The organism is Pedobacter psychrodurus, from assembly GCF_004331735.1.
Lineage (GTDB): Bacteria > Bacteroidota > Bacteroidia > Sphingobacteriales > Sphingobacteriaceae > Pedobacter > Pedobacter psychrodurus.
Map to the genome: position 1 here is coordinate 14,514 of NZ_SJSO01000010.1, position 20,560 is coordinate 35,073.

Here is a 20,560-nt window from a genome sequence, read left to right on the forward strand (position 1 = left end):
AAATAAAAAACGGCCTACAAATGTAGACCGAATATTGAGCGAAAATTTATTTTCCCGAATTATCAATTCTTTAAGCCATACAATTGCTAACTTAACGGTTACCCACATACGTTTCTGCAGATGGTAAAGACGTTTTACCGTTCACTCCTATCGTTTTAATAAAATAATAGTTAATCTTTCCTTTATCATAAGTGGCATCAGTGTGTGTTAAAATTTTCGCATCTATATCGGCAATCTTTGTAGGATCTGCGCCTCTAACATATCTGTAAAGTTCATATTTAGCCACTTCACTTTGCGAAGGTTGCCATTGTAAAATAATGCTTTTATTATCTTTACCAGTAAACGATTTTAATGCACTTGGAGCATAAACCAATTGATTACTGCTTACCGTTATTTCATTGCTAAATCCGCTTTCTTTATCGGTACTGGTTACACCGGTTATTTTATAGCTCACTTCAACATCATTAAAGAGAAATTCATCCTTAAATGTATTTTTAAAACCTAGAACAGGTGTTTTATTAACTTTAACATAAGGTGAATTTCCAGATTTTCTGTAAATATTATAACCAGATACCTGTTTTACAACAGTTGTATCTTGCCAAAAAAGGTAAATACCTTTTCCATCTTTTTTGAAATCTACGATAACCGGTGCCGCAATGCTAAAATTCGGATTACTAAGGTAAAATATTTTAGAAAAAACGCTTCTGGTGTTACTTAAATTTTCAGTAACAAGGGCATAGCCAACGGTTGGTGATAAATTATCTGCTGTATCGATATAAACGTAATTTCTTTTGGCCTTCGCATCAAAATAGATCATTTCTGTAATCGGTTTCATGTCGCCCCCAACCTCATTGGTACGATATACATAGTATCCACGGGTATCATTATTGTAATCTGTCCAACTAATTACATGATGTTTGTTTACATTTTTAACAACAACATTTGCCGGTGGATCTGATGGTTTGATTTGATGAACTAAGCCGTAAATTTTAATTCCTCTTTCTGTAGCCCTTCCGAGTTTATCTACAACTACTAAATAGTAATAATATTTTTGGCCAGGTATAACCGTTTTATCAATATAACTGTATCCAGCGGTTGAGGCTAAAAGTTTATAACCGCTTTCATACTCTGTAGAGCGGTAAACATTTACTACACTCACATAATCCGGCTTTATAAAAGCCCAATTTAATTTTATGCTATTATTGGTAGAATCGGCAGTTGCCGTAAATATTTTAGGTATTAACATCTGTTGATCTAAAGATGCCACCTGAAGTGTATCTGATACTATTTTTGCACCACCACCAAAGCGGTTTACCGGACTAATGCTATATTGATAAAGCACATCTTTACTTACTTGATTATCTTCCACAGTGTAGATTATGCTATCACCACGGTGCTCAATATTATATGTTGTTAAAATTCTATTGAAAGGCATTTTAACGCCATCACTTCTTTTCACCAATAATACCTCAGGTAATTCTGCAGTAGCCTTGGCTCTCCATTCTATTCTAAATACATCTCCAGTAGTTTTTCTATAGGTCCTTTTTGGTTTATTGGTTATAAAAAAATCATTAGCAGAAACAGGTGATGAGGTATATTTATGCTGTTCGGTTCCATCTCTTTTAAGCTGTATTACCCTGTATTGATAAACCGCATTATGTTTCGCGGTAGTATCAACCAATAAAATATTAAATGCAATTGCCAATGGCTGTTGAGTAAGATAAACAGAAAGCGAATCGTAATTAAACTTCTTTTTAAATATCGGCCACACCTCATCTGCCGTATAAGCAGTAGTTGGATTGTATTCAAAAACTTTGTTTTTTGCTGCCTGATAATTATTTTTTAGTTCTTCGTAATTAGAAGGGGTACTAAATTTATATAACTCTTGCCAATTGGATTCATTTTGTGCTTTCCGATCTAAACGAAAAGCAATTACATCTCCATCTGGGTGTTCGGCAGAAGCAGGCTTAAATAAATTGTATATATAATTGCCTTTATACCCATTAAAGGCAACTTTACCTTCCTTTTGAGCATTGGCCTGTAAAGCAATTTGTACGAAAAGCATCATCAAGAAACTTTTAACTACTAGAATTCTATACGGTTTCATAACTATTGATACGTTTTAGATTGATTTGAAATGAAAATACCTTTGTTATTTACCCCTGCTTCTACACCTAATACCAGCGTTTTATTAAAGCCTACCCTAACACAAGGTATTGGACTACAGATATCTGTAAAGCCTATACTTACGCAAGGTGTTTCGCAACTGCTGTTACAAACGCCAGCACCAACATAAGCACTTCCCTGTAAGGTAAATGTAAGCCCCATTGTTGCAGAAAACTCTCCTTTAAGTGGCGCTAAATATCCATTAATATCTGCATGTGCATCGGCTCCTAAATTGATACCTGCACAGGCTAAACCTATACTTGCCCCAGCACTCAATTTTACAAATGCGCCCACGCGGCCACCTACACTAATTGCAATATCTTCGGGTTTTAAGCTGAAATTAGCCTTTAAATATGCCGCAGCATATAAACCGTGGGTAAATGAGCAATGTGCAACAGGATTAAGATCTAAATCAAAGCTTGGCAATAATGGTATTGGCATCTTGGCCGATACGATTAGTAAAACTCCTTTTACATCATTAAATGCTGTTTTTGTAGCATTGGGCAGATCGGTGCCACCAAAATGTTTATAGAATGAGTTTTTTTGCGATTCGCTTAACGTTGCATTACCAACCATAAAACCAACACCAATACCTGTAAATGGTGTATATTTCACATCGGCCAGGCCATTACTAAAAATATACCAGTCGCTACTTCCAAGTTTTAATTCTGCATCTAAATCTAAACTGGCAAAATTTGTATTCTGATTAAGATGGCCGGAACCGATTAAGGCTTTTTGGGTAAAATCGTATACAATGCTTAACCCTTTTACTCCGCCGGCATCCATATTATTCACACCGATTGCGGATGAATTTGCTACTACATCTCCTTTAATTGTAAAGCTCATTGGCGAAGGGGCTATTCCGTTAGCACCTGTCATATCACCACCGAAAGTAAAGTATTCCCACTCATTATTGGCAACCTTACTTTGCCCGGTTGCTTTATCTAAGTAACTTCCAGATTTTTCGTCTTCATTAAGGTATATTTTGGTGTCTTTCGGCACAACCAATTTGGTCTCGCTTTTTGTTTTAGTAAGTTCAACATCGATTTTATATTTACCTGCAACATCTTTATCTTTTAAATAACCTTTTAAATAAAGTTCTCCATTGGTAAAGCGCTGCTCGCCATCAAATGTTACTTTTATGCCTTTGGTGTCGAGTCCTAAATTTTGAAATTTCACATCGTGTTTATGCGCTAATTTGCCATTTTCTGCTTTGTAAGTTAAATCATAGGTTACTAAATCCAAGCCTGTAAAACCTGGTATATCCATATTTAAATCGCCCCTAAAAGTTACAAAATCCGATCCGCCCCAAACAGTGCTTGGTTTATATTTAGCGATGCCATTTAAGGTAACTGCCGGTTGTTTATCGGAAAGTAAAATCCTCGTGTCATTTTCATTACCGGTATCATAAAGATTAATATTGTTAATTTTAATTTCATCTGTAGGTTCTAAATCAGGCAAACCTTTAAGGCTAGCCAATGAGGTGCTACCAGATTTTGTTAACAGCGATACCGACCATGCGCCTTTATCTTTTGAATATCCCTTATCGTAACCGAAACTGGTGTATACATCGCTTCCTTTTATGGTAACTGGAAATGCATTCAGCAGTTTTAAACTATTCACTTCAAAATCTCCAAAACCAATTTTATTCCTGGTAATTTTTAAGTTCGAAAAAGGAAAAGTTAGTCCTAGTGCATTTAAATTGCCTTTAAGGGTAAGCCCTTCGGAGCCAAAAGTCCAGATTGGAGCTTCTAACTGCCACTGGTTTAATTTAATGGTAATTTTTTGTTGGTTATCCGATTTGAAACCATTTTCGTTTAAAGTAAACCTTGCTTTAGCTTGTATGTCGCGATTAGTTGTATACGCTAAATCGGTGGTTAATGTGCCTAAAAACGAAATTCCTGTATTCGTTAACATTACATTTCCATCTGGTGTAACACTGATATCATCTGCCCCGATAAACTTTGGTTTAGCGCGTGTATTGCTTGATACCAAAAATTGGGAAGTGGCTAAATCAGACTTACCGGTAGAAAATGTATATAAATTATTCGCCTTTTTATCTGCTGGCAAAGCAGTAATCAAAGCATAAGACGCACTCGCGTTATTGAGGTATAAATAGTTGTTATCGCCAACATTATCTGATGATGAGGTTTCTACACCTTTAGCCAAAGATGCCGCATATAAACCTACTTTTCCAAATATGCTGGCTGTTGTAGCGGTTTGAGGAGATAAAGCCAGCCCACCTTTATCTAAAATTTTAATATCGTATTTAGAGAATAACACGGCTTCCAAATCATTTTGATTGAAAACCATTCCATTTGCCAAGGTAAAAAAGCGGTCTTTTTCCTGTCCCGATGGTGCTTGGTTTATATTTACCAAAATATCGGTAAATTCAAGTTTACGATCCACGTACTTTCTCTTAAGGGTGCTTTCACTTACATTACCGGTTGGGCTTAACCTACCTGATATTTTATATTGCGTTTGGGTTATCGGCTGAGCTTTGGTTAGTTCGATCGGGAAACCATACATACTATTTACATTCATATTAGGCGCTTTTATGAACAGGAGTACAACTTTAGCATTTACACCGCCGGGGTTTATGGTTTGGGTACCCCCAATGTAGTCTACTTTAGTACCAATAATTGTAAATGATCTATTGGCGGGCAACCTGCTGATCGTTATTGTAGTGTGTGTTTCATTAAAAACAGCAGTGCTTATGCTATGATCTGGCTGATTATTATTTGGAGTTGCACTTACATCATCGTATAGCAGATATCCTTCATTGGCATGGGTTTGATTAGCGCCATCTGGCGAGACAAGCTCTTCATAGAAACCATTGTTATTCGGCCCCGACATTTCATTCTGCTGCACTGCGCTATAATAGTTGTTATTCTTAGGCACTACTGATGCCATTTCAGTCGTTGTAGCTTTTTTAAGTGCCCCTATTTTTTGAATTTTTATCGGTTTAACAACTTTTATCGGTTCTGGCTCGTTAGGTTTAACCGGTGGTATAACCGGAGGAGGTGTTTTTGGAGCCTTATTGTCGGTTGGCATTCCAATTACATCAGGTGTAGCTGAAGCTACAATTACTTTAGTACTGGTTTTAACATATTCGTCTTCATCAAAACCCTCTACATAAGCATTAAAATTACCATTTAAAGGTTTGGTTTCCCAATTACCATAAACCTCCTTCGCAGTAATTGTTACTGTAATGGCAGGTTCTACTTCAACATCAACAACTACGTCTGTAAGTCCATCAGCATGTGCCTGCGTTTTTGCAATGGTGTAATTTTTATCAACGGGCACTATTTTTAAATCAAATTGACTCCCCCCCGCAGCAACCTCCACTGTTGTGAAATTTTTACCTAAAGAAGTCCCTTTGGTTTGTGTATAGTTATTTGTATTTAAGACTATAACATCGCTTGCCAACGTGATTTTTGTTCCTTTTTTATAACAACGTACGATGAAATTGCGTGTATTCTTTTTAACTTCGAATTTTACAACTTTATTGATGCTAATGCCATCTAAAGTAACAACAGTTGTTTTATAATTAGCCCTATCAACAGGGATTATGGTAAAGGCAACTTTCCCTTTTGGCGATTGCAATATTGCTGAAATACCACTTTCTGGTTTATAATCGCTCCAGCTAAAATCATCTCCAACAATAATTCTGGCGGCCACTTTATTTTCTTTATCATCAACCACTGTTGTGGTTAACAGAATTGGCAAATCCATGTATACTTTGCCCAGGTTTTCGCGTTGTCCTTTTACCAATGGTTTACCACTGTTTAATTTTTTATAGGTAACTAAAAATCCATTTTTGGTAAGCCGGAGTAATTTCCAATTGCTCATCAACCAGGTATTAATGTTTTCGAATAAAAAACGGCCATTTGTACCGGTTATAAAATCCTGCTGTGGTTTTTTATCTTTTAAATAAGTTTCAATCTGGCTATCTGTTGCTGTATTTGCCAAGCCAGACATATTAAAAAGTTCTACGTTTACACCCGATAGTACGGATGTGCTTGCATTACTGCTTGGGTAAACTGCTCCATCTATATAAGGTGCCAAAGGAACAACTGGTACATGTAGGTATCCAATATTATAATCCTGTGTTAAAATGGTTTGTTCATCAGTAAAATGACCTTGTTTTTGAGCTTCAAAATTCAATACACTCGTTACAGAAAAAGCATCCTGGGTGATGTAATTATCCTGACTGGTACTTATCGGCTCGGCAAAAATATAATACTTATCATTAATATCTGCCGGTGTAACCAACCTATCAAAGGCAAAATAGCCCTCTTTACCTGCAGATCCAAATGAAGTAGTTTTATCTATAATTTCGTATTTCTCGGTTTGATTTTTTTCATTTTTCCGCTCCCATATCTTTTTAAAATAAGTTGCTTTATTCGGGTCTCCGTCATTTACCGGACGGCCAATTGGTATGTCTTCACCAATTTTTCGGCATAAATAAACATCCATACCTGGTACTAGCGTAAGGTTACCTGGCCCGTTATACACGGCTAATTTAGATTTGAAACTGTATTGTTGTACTGTTGCCGTTAACTCTGGCAGCTTAATATCTTCATTTTGGTTATAAGGGATGGCGTAAGGCTTTGAGTAATACTGATTACTTTGAACTAAAATTACCAAATTGTATGTTTTGCCATCATTAAAAGTATTGTAATCTTGCATTCCGACCTTAAAAGAATATTCGCCATTTTTTTTAACCGTTGTAGTGGCTATTATACTTTCGTCTGATAATATAGTTCCATCTTTAAAAAAATCTTTCTGGGATAAATTGCCTTTTAAGAGCTTTAGTTCTGTCCCTTCTGGTAATGGCAATGCTATATTCGTTTTGCCATAAGGTTGTTTCCAATTGTACGTGTACCTTCCAGAAACATTCATAGAAATGAATTTTGGCCCAAATGAAACTGTTTCTGTTAAATTTTTATTCTGAAAAGTTGTGGCTTCAAAAGCATTCGTTTTACCGCCAATTTTACTTACCGTTTGTGGACTAAAATATAAAGCATCCAATTCATCGGTTGGTTCAAAAAACACAGTATATGCATCATTTGCACTTACTGAACTTACTAAGTTTGAAAAAGTGGTGCTAAAATTATTTGCATCAAGCTCGTTAATACCTGATGTACCAACTACTACAAAACGCTGTGTGCTTTTTTTAATAATATCAACACCTAATACTGCTGAAGACTTGTAAATGGGAATATCTTTTGTTTGCCCAATTATGTTTTGCGCCTCGCCGTTAAATACATTTTCGGTTTTACGTAGTAAGTAAAGTTTGCCCTTATAATTACGTTGCGCTGCTGTGGTTAACTTGGCATTCACTTTATAACTATAGGCCTCAACTATGCTCTCATTCAAGGTAATGCTTGTATTATTTGCATTAGGTACAACAAACCAATTTGGGTCTGACAGGTGATTATCCTCTATTTTCACGACTAAACCTTCAACAAAAGCATAGCGCTTACCCGATATATTTATAGGTTCTGCAACTCTAAATTGAGCTTGGTTAATTGGAACATCAATTTTAAAATTCCCCATCCCATCGGTTTTACCTATTGCTACAATTGTAGCAGATGGAATTATTGGTGCTCCGTAAGGATATGTTAATAAATCGCTTACCGATGCAATACTGTCTTGTTCTTCTGAATGTATTTTTTCGACACCGTTTTCCATCACTTTAACACTTTTGGTTACTTTAAAAACTGGTGCCAACAATTGCACTTTTAATACCTGTACATTTTTATTGGCCACAGGAAAACCTTTTTCCAGCTCTGTTAAAACAACATTTTTATCAAGCTCTGCTTTTATTTTCATTAACTCAGGTTTAGATTTTGCATTCTGCAATTGCGTTTCGAGTTTGAGTTTTAGCGCTTTATCTTGCTTTATTTTGTTAAAGCCTGTTGCATAATTATCATAAAAATTATACTGCAAAGTGCCTGATAAGGCGATTGTATAATCTGTAATAATTTTTTCGGATTTTACTGTAAATGTTCTTTCTTCTGATAATACACCAGTCGCTATATGCTTTACTTGCCAGGTATAATTGTTACCGTCTTTTATATAAGCAGCCATTGCTGGCGATGATTTAAAATCTATAGTTTCTTTATTAACAGGAATAAGAATGCCGTTATCTTTTGGTGCATTTTGCTTATTACCGCCCAATCCTTTAGTCAAATTTGCTTTCTTTTCGGCCGCTAGATCTTCTGCATTTTTTACTTTAGTAATATGTAGTTCGTATTTAGCATTGTTGCTAAAATTGTTTTGTTTCATGGCAACTGGACCATCGTAAAAACCAACATTATCATTTTTCGAGGTATTATCGGCAAAACTCCAGTCAAAAACTAGGTCATCTAATTTCTTAAACCTTAAATTTGCTTGAGGTGTATTTAACTGAAGTATTGAGGTGATATAAGGTTTTTCGCCATACCTAAATTCGTTGGCACGGCTTATTCCATTGTTCTTAAAAATGATTTTCCCACTTGGATCGGAAGCAATTACCCGCCAGGCGTAACGTTTGCCTTCTATTAATGGCGGATCAGATGGTAATAATGTTGTACTGATGCTATTCACTATTGTTCTATCAATTTTTAACCACGAGGTTGCATTTAAAATCTGGTTAGGGTCTTTCCTTTCATCGGGCATCTCTGCAACCTGAAATTGATACATCACCGTTATTGATTGCGGCAAATTATTCCCCCAAACAAAAGATTGACCAGTGAATGCAGGAATTGAGCTATTAGCAGATGGATTAATCAATACCGGCGCATCAGGATAAATAATGCTGATGAACGAACAACCCAATGGAGCACCTGTAGAAATAACCTGATTTGTTGTCATATCTACCGCCTGGATACAAAAAGTGTAATTGCCTTCAGGTAACCGGGAAGTCTGCACCAGCTTTACCTTATCAATTCCATATACATTTAGTGTATTTAAATCGAAAATATCTTTTAAAGCCAGGCCGTTAAGCTGTTTGGTTTCGTTTGGGTTTAAAATAATGGGCTGCAACGGAACATAAGTCGATTTTGTAGAAATTTTAATGCCATTATCTCCACTTAGCTGCCCTGTTAACTTAATTTTTTTCTGGGTTGAGGTTAGGTTTTGTACAATCAATAATACTTTGGATGCATTTGTACCTGCATAATCTGCATAAAACGGAGAATAAGGTGGTGTAACAGTAACATTAATATTAACCTGAGCTTGTGCAAATAAACCATTAGAAACCATTGTTAAAATGGCTATCAAAAGCAAAGCAGCACTTCTTTTAAAACGCTTTATGATTGGATAAAATTTAGTCATAGCAATTGATGTTAAAATTTAAAAGGAATGTGTTAAACCAAGATTTGATCTGAATTCGTTAAACGAAGGAAGCGTTGCATCCTTCGAATTGCTCTTTAAATAGTTAAGCGTTAAATTGGCCGCATTTCTTTTACCGAGGCGATAAGAACTGTTGAAATTGATGTTGAAAATGTTTCCTGCATCGATATTGTTATTGCGCTGTAGTTGATAGCTAACAGAGGCATTTAAGCCTAAATTACCTTTATCTAAAGCCTGACTAACCCCTAAAGTTGGCCCGTAAAAAATAGTTTTGCCAAAAGTTACTTCTGCCACGGTATAACTTACATTGGCATTGGCACTGAATAATTTTTTGGGCAAACCGAACTGATAAGATAAATTGGCCATTTTACTGTTAGATTTGTTATTTGGACTGGTTATTTCATTTAAATCTACCAGCGATTGTAAATTACCCACCAACACAAAACCATGCGTAATACTTTCATTATTGATATTATAGCGCAACATGGTACTTAAATTATGATTGGTTCTGGCCACTCGGAACATATCGATAATGGGGTTTAGCCCCCGATCTTGTGTAATACCAAAATTGGTATAGCGTAGGTCTGCACCGTAATTAGGTTTATTGAATGAAACATTGATCGCGCCGATTTTCCGGTTAGAACGGACTGATTTGTCGTGCAAAATGTTATCATTCTGTACACCAAAACTTCCACCCAACTGTAATTGTCCTTTAATTAGGCGAAGTGCACCCTCAACCGTATAATTCTGAACATCGGTTTCGAAATAATAAGCGCCCATACTTTTATAATCAGGATCTACCCTTCGGTACCTAAACCTTACATTATAATTGGTAGCATTGTAGCCAATACTGGTTTGTGCAGCTGTTAATAACTGCGTTGATGCATTTAGCGTAATCAAATCTTTTATAAAATCTACTTTGTCTAGTTTTAGGTTTTCAACCGTATCCGATAATACATTTCGGGTATAGATACTACCCGAAACATCCATATCAAATACAAAATGTTTAAGGAAACTAAATTTTGAAGAAATGCCCAGTACCATATTTTCAGCCGGACTCAGTTCTGTAGAAATCGGTGTGTTGCTTAAAGAGCTGACTTGATCTTTAGCATTTAAGAAAATAACATCTACATGGTTGCGCTCAGTGCCCCAACCTAGTTTTGTGCTATAACCTGTTCTTTTGTAGGCCGCTTGTTGTGCTAAGGCAAGTGGCTGGTTTAGGTCTTCTTCTATTGCTTTGTTAAACCTGCCGTAAATAAAACCAAACCTCAGCTTGCCGGGGTTAAGCTCAATGCCCCCACCCAAGAAATTGTGCCCGGCTAAAGTAAAAGGTGAAAACTCTAAACTCTGCCAACCGGCATGAAAAGTAATCCATTTATAGGTAGGGCTAATACCATACTGATTAAATGGTTGTGTATAACTCCGCTGTTGATCGCTAACTACAACCGAGAATGGGAACGACACCCCGTAAACGGTTAAAGTTGGTGCTCCATTAAAAATATAAGAGAAATCTCTTTGTCTGGCCGGAATTCCACTTACATTATAAGTTCCAAGCCCAAGACCTATGGTACCGTTAAATACAATTGGTTTTTGTTTTGTAATCTGGCCTAAGTCCTGCGATCTGGCAAAAAAAACAGCACTCAAAAACAGCACAAAAAGTGATATACGTTTCATAGATTCTACGTTTGTTAGAATGGGAATAATAGGTCGTATGTACATCTACAACCCTAATAACATCACTTTAATGTTTTAAAATCAGCATCTTTTAAATTGAGCTGATGCATGGCCTGCAGCAAGGGTGTATTATTGGGTTTTATACTTAATACACCTGTTGTGCTTTGGGGAACGATAACGATCCTAACCTTATCTACAGGGTATGCCATAAAGGTTGAACCAAATCCATTATAAAATGAAATTCTAACTTTTGCAGTAGTTGCATCAACCCTCAACGAATAGCTATAAATTAAATTTTGATTTGGGGTTTGACTTAAGTCAGTATAATTCAACTGTTTCCAGCTATAAACACCCGGAGCTTCTGTTCTGCGCATGTACACCATTACAATACCTTTACTTACCGCAGCTACATTTATGGCAGGAATATTAAATACCGATGTAGTATCGTTAAATGAAACCCCATGTTTTTTTAATGCGTAGGTATTAAAATTAGCTCCTTCAACATTCCAGGTAAAGGTTACATTATCTGGGGTTTCTAAAGAGACTACATTAGCATTTCCATCTGCGCCATTAGCACCTTTTAAAGATGTACCCGGAAAAGGCCAAGCGCCACCTGTTTTAGGGCCATACATCACATAACTTGTTAAGTCTATGTAAAAATCACCATCGTTACCTAATGTATTTTGCGGAAAACCACCTCCGCTTAAAATTTTATTTCCATTGGTACCATTAGTTCCATTTGTACCGTTTGCTCCATTAGTTCCATCGGCACCTTTTAAATCAGTTCCCATGCCCCAGCCAAAAAGGGCTGTTTTAGGTCCATAAATCATAATCGGTAGCCTCGAAATGTAGAAATCACCAACTTTCCCCAAACCAGGATCGGGAGCAGTTTCTCCACTATAAATAACAGTACCATCGGCACCTGCAGGACCAGTAGGTCCTTGAGCCCCAGCTGCCCCACGCAAAAGAATAGGAACACCCCAACCTGCATTATCTTTAGGGCCATATAACAGATAATTGGTTTTATCTAAATAATAATCGCCAAGTACCCCAACAGTTGATATCGGAGCGCCGTTTCCACTTAGGGTTGTACTGCCATTTGTACCGTTGGTTCCGTTTGTACCATTAGCCCCATTTGTACCGTTGGTTCCATTCGTACCATCGGTTCCATTAGTACCGTTAGCCCCATTAATACCATTAGTGCCCTTAAGTACAATTGGTGTACCCCAAGCCCCAGCGGTTTTTGGTCCGTATAAATTACCCGTGGTTTTATCTAAATAATAATCTCCGTTGGCTCCTACTGTAGCAACAGGAACACCCGAGCCACTATAGATAATGCTTCCATCCTTGCCCGCAGCGCCAGTTGGACCTTGTGCACCATCAGCACCACGCAATAAAATCGGGATGCCCCAACCAGAGCCTGTTTTTGGTCCGTATAATTGATAATTGGTTTTATCAAGATAATAATCTCCTGCTATACCAGCCGATGAAGATGGAATACCATTTCCACTTAAAGTAGTGCTGCCATTGGTTCCATTTGTACCATTAACGCCATTCATCCCGTTCGAACCATTTGTACCATTGGTACCGTTCGCACCCGCTATACCCATTAAAGTAACTGGTGTACCCCAGCCAGCAGCTATTTTTGGCCCGTAAAGGTTTCCTGTTGTCCGATCTAAATAATAATCACCATTTGCGCCAAGCGCTGCCGGAGGTGTGCCTGTTCCACTATAAATAATGCTGCCATCTTTGCCTGCAGCGCCTACAGCGCCAGCATTTCCTGCTACCCCTTGTGGTCCGGCCGGCCCTTCTGGCCCTTCCAATCCAGTTTCAGAACACGAATTAAATAAGATAGCAATAAAGCAGATGATAAGAAAAGCGTAAAAATTTTTCATAATGATAATTTTTGATTAGTTGAAGGTATTGCCCCAGCCACAAGAATTTGGAACCTAATCGATGAACGGAACGAAATAATCGGTAAAGGGTTTTCTTGATGTTTGTAATTGAAATGATCACAGTCAAATTTATCCCAGAACGTTCGTTGCGACATAGTACAAACACGACAACCTTTCTATAACTCATCTTATTTCTGCCAACACCAATAAATTCTGATAAAATGCTTAACTTGGATATAACAAACGTTTTATAACTTCGCCTCTCACCTTTAAAGGTCAAAATAGTATGGGTTTTACCTATTTTATGCCTGAACCAAGTTTGCAACAATATGTGGAGAACATTATTGTTATAGACCTCAATTTCAACGAAGATTTCATTAAAGAGATCACAATCGTTCCCGATTACAGGTCTTGCTTATGTTTCATACTAGAAGACAAGATTAGCGCTTATGAAAACGGGCAATTGGTGGAAAGAGAAAACGTGATTCTGGCCAGCTTCCATTTATTTTCTACGATCATGAACCTGGGCAAAAAACACCGGGCAGTATGTGTGCAATTTAAGCCGATCGGCTGGAACAGTTTGATGGAAAACGTACCTCAGAATGAAGTACTCAACAAGTGTTATGATGCGAAATTATTTTTAGGAAGTTATGCAGCTATATTAACCGAACGTTTGGCAGAAGCAAGCTCGGCCCCGGCACAAAACCACATCATTCAATCTTTTCTGAAGGAAAAATTGAACAGCTTAGCAGCAGCCTCTCCCTTCGATCGGGCCATTGATGCTTTTATCCGGTCGGGCGGTAACCTGACCATAGAGCAAACCGCCTCGTTGGCCTGTTTAAGTCTGCGGCAGTTTGAAAGGCTCTGTAACCATAAAATTGGCGTTTCACCGAGAATGTTTGGCCGTTTAATTAGATTTTCTAACACTTATAAACTTAAAGAAAAACATCCAAACCTATCGTGGAACAAGATTGCATTTCATTGTGGCTATTTCGACCATATGCATCTCATCCGCGACTTTAAACAGTTTTCGGGTACGATCCCGAGTATTACTGAAGACGAAGACCATTTTAGGTCATTCCCTTACGATCGACATAAAAATAATCGTTCAATCAAGCCCATCCAGTTTTAAAAACCAGGGTAATTTCGGTACCATTTTCGGTACTGCTGCTGATGTTAAACACTGCATTAATTTTTGAGGCAAGTTCCTTAACAATCAATAACCCATAACCAGATGATTTACTTTTTACCTGCTTATTGTCTATTAACGCCTGGATCTGATCAGCAGGAATTACCTCACCTTGATTAATTACAGCGATATAAATCTGGCTATTTTGATTTAAACCTGCCTTTAAATAAATTGTTGTTTGGTTAAAAGCATGATTGATTGCATTCTGTACCAAATTGCGTAAAATAATCAGCAATAAATTTTGATCACTGTTTAAGCTGCTTATCCCTTTAATTTCTGTAATTAGCCTTATTTCTTTGGCATCGGCCTGATTTTGCATCAATAAGATGGTATCGCTGAACAATTGGGTCAAATCAACCTCATCAATGTCGATTTCAAAATTTTCCATCTGACTTTTAGACCAGAGTAATAGATCCTCCATTGTTTCTAAGAGATTTTTCGAAGATGTTATTAATTTTTGTCGATGCTGATCCCGCTTTTCTTCAGATACCTGGATATCATTTTTTTGTTGGAGCTTTAAAAAAGTGAATAACTGACTTACAGGACTCCGTAAATCGTGCGAAATAATACCAAATAATTTTGTTTTGGTTAAATTGGATTCATTGAGTTTTTTATTTAGAATATCTAATTCTCGGTTTTTTTGATCTAAAATATTAGCCGATTGCTTTTTATTCCTGTAAATGGCATACAATAACACAGCAACTAAACCTGATAGTAAAAGACCTGATATGAGCCACCATTTTTGTTTTTTGGCAAATACCAGTTGTTCGTTCTGAATATTGATCAATTGCTTCTTTTCTTTATTTTGATATTTTTCTTCTGCTTCAGCGAATATTTTTTTGGTATCAACTGCAGTTAAAGAATCTTTAACCATGCTTAGTTTTTTGCTGTAGGCATATGCTTGCTCCCAATTGCCTAAACCTGCATAACAATTTGCTATGTTTTCTATCGTAAGGATGCGCATATCATGATAGCTCCAGGCAAGCGCCAACGGTTCGGCTTTTTTAAAGTAAGGCAATGCTTTTGTATAATCCTTTAACGCCAGGTATACTTTTCCATTCACGTAATTTAATTGTGCTTTATAAAAATCAAAGGCCCAGATTTCACCTATTGTATTGGCATGCGTACTGTATTTTAAAGCTTCTTTATTTTTACCAAATTTGATAAAGCCCTGCGCCAGGTACATATCAGCATCTAAACAGTTGTTCCATAATTCGGCATTACTGTATTTTTTGCAAATATTTAATAAGCTATCATAGTATAGTTCTGCCTCGCTCATTTTCTTTGTGACCATTAGGTTTTTGGCGGTATACATATAATAATAGCTTAGCAAAACTTGATTTTTAACTAAATACTTGCGCATTTCCTCCAAATAAACCTGTTGTTTCGCCTCCTGGTCCATATTACCATAACTTCTTGAAACAATAACCGCAGCCTCTGCTACTTCATCCGAACTTATTTTTTTCAACTGGTATAATTCCTTATAATTTGAGAAGGCGTTTAAGGCATATTGAAGTGCTTTCCCATCGTTTCCAGTCAATTTATAATACCTCGAAAGAAATAAGAGTGCTGCGGCTTCCGCATATTTATCTTTTTTGCTATCAACCACCGCTTGCAACACCTTTGCAATTGAATCCCTGAGGACTTTGCCTGATTTCTTTTCCGGATTACACAGCGACAAGATAGCGCCTAATGATTGAGTGATGGTTTTTGTATCGGCAACTTGTTTAGCATATTTTATGGCTTGTTCATAATTTTTGATACAGGAATCAGAAGAAGCAGTGCTTGATTCAGTTAAAAGTCCTTTGTAAAACCAAAAACGACTCAAATGCTTCGCATCGTTTTTTGGGGTAATTTTTAATGCTGTAGTTAGGGTTGTTTCGAGTAATTTATTATCTCCTGCCAAATAAACAGAATCGCACGAAAGAAGTAACTTTTCTAAATCATTATTAATATTATTTGTCGGTTTTATTTTAGGAAAATCTGGTTGCTTTTGGGCAAATACCCCTGCATAATAAAAGAAAAGAAAAAAAATAACGATGCTGTAATTGCTAAATAGGTATTTTTTCATCATTGATATTTAAAGTCAACCATCAATTAAAAATTTTCTTAGCTTCCTTAACATACGTTTTACCTACCGGAATAACGCTTGCCCCCATATCAATACTTTTTAAGCTCGTACCTTGAATTTTATTAATAGAAACCACGTAGCTTCGATGAATACGGATAAATTTGCCGCTAGGCAACGACTCTAGAAATGCACTCAAGGTAGTTAAAGTTAGATAGTTTTTATTTAAGGTAACAACTTTCGTATAATCGCCAAAAGCCTCTAAATAAATAATCTCATTTACATTTAGTTTAACCGTAGCATAACCCTCCTTAAAGATGACATTTTCATTTTCGAATAAAATATCATATAACTCTGCCTTCTCTTTAAGAATAACAAAATCAGTTAACCGCTTCATACATACATCAAATCGATCGCTTTCTACAGGCTTTAAAATAAAATCAAAAACCTTGAGCAAAAAACCTTCTAATGCATACTCAGGATGAGCTGAAATAATAACATTAATGGTACTGGTATTATTAATGGTTCTGATAAATTCGAGTCCATTAATATCTGGCATATCTATATCCACAAACAGAATGTCTGGATGGTGCGCATTGAAAAAACTCAATGCTTCAATACAGTTGTCAAAGCTTCCAACTCGTTTTAAATCTGAAGATCTATCTATTTCATTTTCAACAGATTTCCTATCTAAGTCAGAATCATCAACAACAATACAAGATAACGGGACTCTCATACGATTAGCGGATTAGATGTATAAACATAGCAAAAAAATTACAGTCTGCGTACCAAAAAATATTTGGATAAAATTATCCAAAATATTGAATATCACTAATATTTTTAGCAATTCTAACTTATGATGAGCGTAGATGAAAAACAATATTTTAAAGGACGGGGTGCTCAGGTTAATCCATATAACAAATATTTTAAAGATGTTTACGTAAAAAGGGTCCAAGGCACATAACTGTATAAAGCAACCGGTCGGGTTGCATAACAATAGTTACCTCTAAATATTCTTTTTTCGTTCTGTGTGGACACTGAACGAGGATAAAACAGCCTCATCCAGTTTTAAGTATTATTCATAGTGAACAATAAGCCGGTTGGGGTGATAATTTAGCCACGGAAGCACTGATCACACGGAGTATTCATTTACTTTACTTTATCTTCAATCTGATCAGGAGTTAAGCAATGGCAAGGTTTATTGAATATACAATTGAGGAATGGGATGCAAGCCACGTAATGGTTTTAATATAGAAGTAATGTGATTTAAAGATAAGGAAATGGGCACCAAGAAAAAAATTAACTACCTCTTGATGATCCCTTTATAATAAAACTCAATTCTTTTTCCTTGGGCACTTTATATCACTTCAACGAAGCCGTACATTTGTAAAAAAAAACCAATGAACGATATTACAGATTACCCTGTCCTGGCATATGTTGTTAAGCTTATCAAAAACACCATTACCGACATCAAAATAGAATATATTGCCCCAGCTAGCGTAGAACTTAAGGACGGCAATGACACGATATACCTTCAACAGCGATCAGATGAAAATGGTAATCCTTCAACGATTTTCATCAAAGACCCCAAGGATATCATCTTCAGTGAAGACCTGCTTCCCGCTTTAAAGAACCTGCAGGATGGAGCTGAAGGAAAAACAGCACAAGAGTTATTGAATGCCAGGGTGATTATCAATGAATTGGATGTAGAAACACGCCTGATCTTCCAGGCAGTAAAGGATCATTTCGACGAGATTAGCAACAGCTACGAATTTTCTAAGGCAATTGAAAAACAGGCAGACAAAATAAAAAGTAACTTTAAGTTTGGGAGTCATGCCTTTGAGCTAACTGTGATTAATGATAAGCAGCTGATCTCTGTTACAGCAGGGTTTTCTCCTTCATTTGATGAGTCCATAAAAAAAACGATCGAAAATGACGCGGCTAAGGTTCAGCTGGCCGTTCAAAAAATATTTAGGTAATTAAACCAGCAGCATTTAAAGATTAAAAACTAAAAAGAAATGCCCTGCCTTATCGGTACGGGCACTTCTCCTCAAACAGTACTTTTTATTTTACGTTCTTCTTCTTTGTTAACTTTGTAAAGATCTCCCGCGCCCTGGGAAATAAGCTCTGCTAAAGAGCTCCTTTTTCCGTTCTCATACATCGCCGAAGAAGGCTCACCTGTAGCGGTCGGCAYACGAGATCCATATTAATATTTAAAGATAAAGATGCCCGCCCCTGACTAGCTATCTACCTGGTAAAAAAAAGCGCATGCAAAAGCCACACCACTAGCACCGCTGTTAAGGTATTTAAAAAGTTGACCAGGTTATTCCCGATTATCCCCTTTCGCTCAAACAAAGCCCCCAATATAGAATCAGCAAGGTTCCCTAGCGTACCTGCAAAAACGATAAAGAAAAAATTGATGTTCCATCCGAATCCTAAAACATAAACGATTGCAATAATGCAGCTACCAGCAATACCGATCAAGGTGCCTTCCAGACTGATCACCCCATCCATTCCACAGCGGTCAGGCCTGAAGTTTATAATATTGAAAAACCGCCTTCCATAAACCATTCCCAGTTCAGAGGAAAGCGTATCTGCTGTAGCCGAAGCAAAGGCCGCTGCGATTGCCGGCAACATTAAATAAGCCAGCTGTGGATAACATACCATTACTATACCGGCAATAGCCGGAACCCCGGCATTGGCCAGGACCTGCAAGGCATTACGGCCTTTTTTGGTTTCCTCTTTAACAGCAAAGCCGCGTTTTTTATGCTGTTGCCAGGAGGTGGCAGCAGAACCCAGGATAAAAAATGTGCTCATCATTGCAACGCCTGTATAACCAGCTGCGATAAAAATAAGATAGGCCAATATTGCGCCTGTAAAAGCGGCAAGAACCGTCAGTTTTTTTGCCAGGATGCTATAAGCAATGCCCGAAATAATGATGATAGGCAAAAAGATGCCGCTGTTGAACATATCACAAATATATTAAAAACCGCAACAGAAAAACCAGAAAGCAGACTGCCCTTATCATCAAAATCCATCTTTAAACCTAATTTTAATCGGGGCTTGTTAGCAGATCAGAAGCAGTCTACATTCACCATTTCTTTCAGTGGGTGCCCGGTGAACACAAGGTAAACACTGTTTATCAGGATGATCTACTGCCAACCTCCACAAATGGCCCAATCCCAAATTTACGGGCTTAGCGCCAGCTTTGGCCTGGTAATGCAGGTCGAAATAATGCTCCATCAAAAAGTTTTCAAATTCCGCTTCCGGACCATCATGTAGTTCTTTCAGCTTTTGCCGGATCTCAGGGACCAGGATTTTCTGTTCAGCCTGATGATTAGCTAAAATTTCGCTGGCAGCACCATGATAGGTACACAAAAAAGTATCGGTACCGATGGGCGAACGGTCTATATGAAAAGAATATACATCTGTAGAAATGAAACCAAGCTCATCATCCCGCTGGTAACTTTTGATTAAATTGAGCGAAGGCGCTGCTCCGGAATCTGCCAACAGCTGAAAATCATTTAAGATAACCTCCCTTGCCACGCTACCCGCTTCCGATAACTTTAGCGCATGGAGGTCTTCCATGGAAATTTCCGTCAGATCCTCTTTCAATTCAAGTTTGGATACAATTTCATTAAAGTCTCCAACCAGCTCCCTCTGCCAGCAAACTGCATTTATATCTCCCTTAAAATCTGTATCCAATAGCTGAGAAAAAGTAGAAACCACTGCAATCTGCTTGCTATCAGAAAATATATTATGCATTTCTTAATTAAATCATCATTCACTGCAAAAGTAAGGATTAGCTCAGCAAATAGTTGAAAATGAAATCTATTTTTCATAAGCAATGGTTGAACGGTGTATCATTTTTGCCCGTTAGGAATACCCCAGCAGCCTCCTTGCGTAAGAAAACGATGGTTTATAGGTAACTCCAAAAAACAACCATTCACTATGTTTCTATTATAGTTTTGATTCTGACAATACGGATAACTTAGTGAGCCTTCTCTCTCTATCTTTATCTAGGATTTGCTTCGCTTTATCCTGGATAAATCTAGTGAGGCTCCACTTTTCAGCTCACCTGCGCAATCGAAAATGCTGCGCTAACGCTTGTGTTAAAAACATAGATCGGATCCCGTTGCTTGCAACTACTGATCCTCACACATTTTCTCTGTTCGCAAGCGGTGAGCATCCTAAATATGAGTATTTACGGTTTTCCATAAGAATCGT

At 37.2% G+C, this 20,560-nt stretch carries 10 protein-coding genes; 2 read left to right on the top strand and 8 right to left on the bottom strand.

Annotated features, from left to right (window positions below):
• Positions 1-91: 91 nt before the first annotated feature.
• The 4 genes from EZ456_RS13525 to EZ456_RS13540 form a co-directional block, all read right to left on the bottom strand.
• The gene (locus EZ456_RS13525) at positions 92-2,107 is read right to left on the bottom strand and encodes a fibronectin type III domain-containing protein (protein WP_131530982.1); all 2,016 of its coding nucleotides are present in this window, start codon (positions 2,105-2,107) and stop codon (positions 92-94) included.
• Between the two features lie 2 nt (positions 2,108-2,109).
• Entirely contained in the window at positions 2,110-9,489 is a 7,380-nt protein-coding gene (locus EZ456_RS13530; protein ID WP_131530984.1) for a hypothetical protein, read from the bottom strand.
• An 18-nt stretch (positions 9,490-9,507) separates the two neighbouring features.
• On the bottom strand, positions 9,508-11,181 hold the full coding sequence (locus EZ456_RS13535) for a hypothetical protein (RefSeq protein ID WP_131530986.1): 1,674 nt from the start codon (positions 11,179-11,181) through the stop codon (positions 9,508-9,510).
• A gap of 62 nt (positions 11,182-11,243) precedes the next feature.
• A complete protein-coding gene (locus EZ456_RS13540) occupies positions 11,244-13,076 on the bottom strand; it encodes a collagen-like domain-containing protein (protein ID WP_131530988.1) in 1,833 nt (610 codons plus the stop codon).
• Positions 13,077-13,362: 286 nt separating this feature from the next.
• On the opposite strand from EZ456_RS13540, the gene EZ456_RS13545 reads away from it, so the two are divergent.
• The gene (locus tag EZ456_RS13545) at positions 13,363-14,208 is read left to right on the top strand and encodes a helix-turn-helix domain-containing protein (RefSeq protein WP_131530990.1); all 846 of its coding nucleotides are present in this window, start codon (positions 13,363-13,365) and stop codon (positions 14,206-14,208) included.
• Here the strand turns inward: EZ456_RS13545 and EZ456_RS13550 are convergent.
• Entirely contained in the window at positions 14,189-16,336 is a 2,148-nt protein-coding gene (locus EZ456_RS13550; protein ID WP_165501322.1) for an ATP-binding protein, read from the bottom strand. The two genes, EZ456_RS13545 and EZ456_RS13550, sit on opposite strands and share 20 nt — an antisense overlap.
• Before the next feature lie 22 nt (positions 16,337-16,358).
• On the bottom strand, positions 16,359-17,069 hold the full coding sequence (locus EZ456_RS13555; protein WP_131530994.1) for a LytR/AlgR family response regulator transcription factor: 711 nt from the start codon (positions 17,067-17,069) through the stop codon (positions 16,359-16,361).
• 664 nt (positions 17,070-17,733) lie between these two features.
• Here EZ456_RS13555 and EZ456_RS13560 point away from each other — a divergent pair.
• Positions 17,734-18,312: a hypothetical protein gene (locus EZ456_RS13560; RefSeq protein ID WP_131530996.1), complete on the top strand. Its 579-nt coding sequence runs from the start codon at positions 17,734-17,736 to the stop codon at positions 18,310-18,312.
• Positions 18,313-18,580: 268 nt separating this feature from the next.
• Here the strand turns inward: EZ456_RS13560 and EZ456_RS13565 are convergent, their stop codons facing one another.
• Both EZ456_RS13565 and EZ456_RS13570 read right to left on the bottom strand, forming a co-directional pair.
• Positions 18,581-19,303, bottom strand: coding sequence for a DUF92 domain-containing protein (locus EZ456_RS13565; RefSeq protein WP_131530998.1), 723 nt, complete (start codon positions 19,301-19,303; stop codon positions 18,581-18,583).
• Between the two features lie 96 nt (positions 19,304-19,399).
• The gene (locus EZ456_RS13570) at positions 19,400-20,098 is read right to left on the bottom strand and encodes a DUF1826 domain-containing protein (protein WP_131531000.1); all 699 of its coding nucleotides are present in this window, start codon (positions 20,096-20,098) and stop codon (positions 19,400-19,402) included.
• Positions 20,099-20,560: the final 462 nt, after the last annotated feature.

Bases quoted from the DNA above. Each gene is read 5' to 3' on its own strand.
- EZ456_RS13530 (WP_131530984.1), bottom strand. From the start codon at position 9,489: ATGACTAAATTTTATCCAATCATAAAGCGTTTTAAAAGAAGTGCTGCT.
- EZ456_RS13550 (WP_165501322.1), bottom strand. From the start codon at position 16,336: ATGAAAAAATACCTATTTAGCAATTACAGCATCGTTATTTTTTTTCTT.
- EZ456_RS13545 (WP_131530990.1), top strand. From the start codon at position 13,363: ATGGGTTTTACCTATTTTATGCCTGAACCAAGTTTGCAACAATATGTG.
- EZ456_RS13540 (WP_131530988.1), bottom strand. From the start codon at position 13,076: ATGAAAAATTTTTACGCTTTTCTTATCATCTGCTTTATTGCTATCTTA.
- EZ456_RS13525 (WP_131530982.1), bottom strand. From the start codon at position 2,107: ATGAAACCGTATAGAATTCTAGTAGTTAAAAGTTTCTTGATGATGCTT.
- EZ456_RS13570 (WP_131531000.1), bottom strand. From the start codon at position 20,098: ATGCATAATATATTTTCTGATAGCAAGCAGATTGCAGTGGTTTCTACT.
- EZ456_RS13565 (WP_131530998.1), bottom strand. From the start codon at position 19,303: ATGTTCAACAGCGGCATCTTTTTGCCTATCATCATTATTTCGGGCATT.
- EZ456_RS13535 (WP_131530986.1), bottom strand. From the start codon at position 11,181: ATGAAACGTATATCACTTTTTGTGCTGTTTTTGAGTGCTGTTTTTTTT.
- EZ456_RS13560 (WP_131530996.1), top strand. From the start codon at position 17,734: ATGAACGATATTACAGATTACCCTGTCCTGGCATATGTTGTTAAGCTT.
- EZ456_RS13555 (WP_131530994.1), bottom strand. From the start codon at position 17,069: ATGAGAGTCCCGTTATCTTGTATTGTTGTTGATGATTCTGACTTAGAT.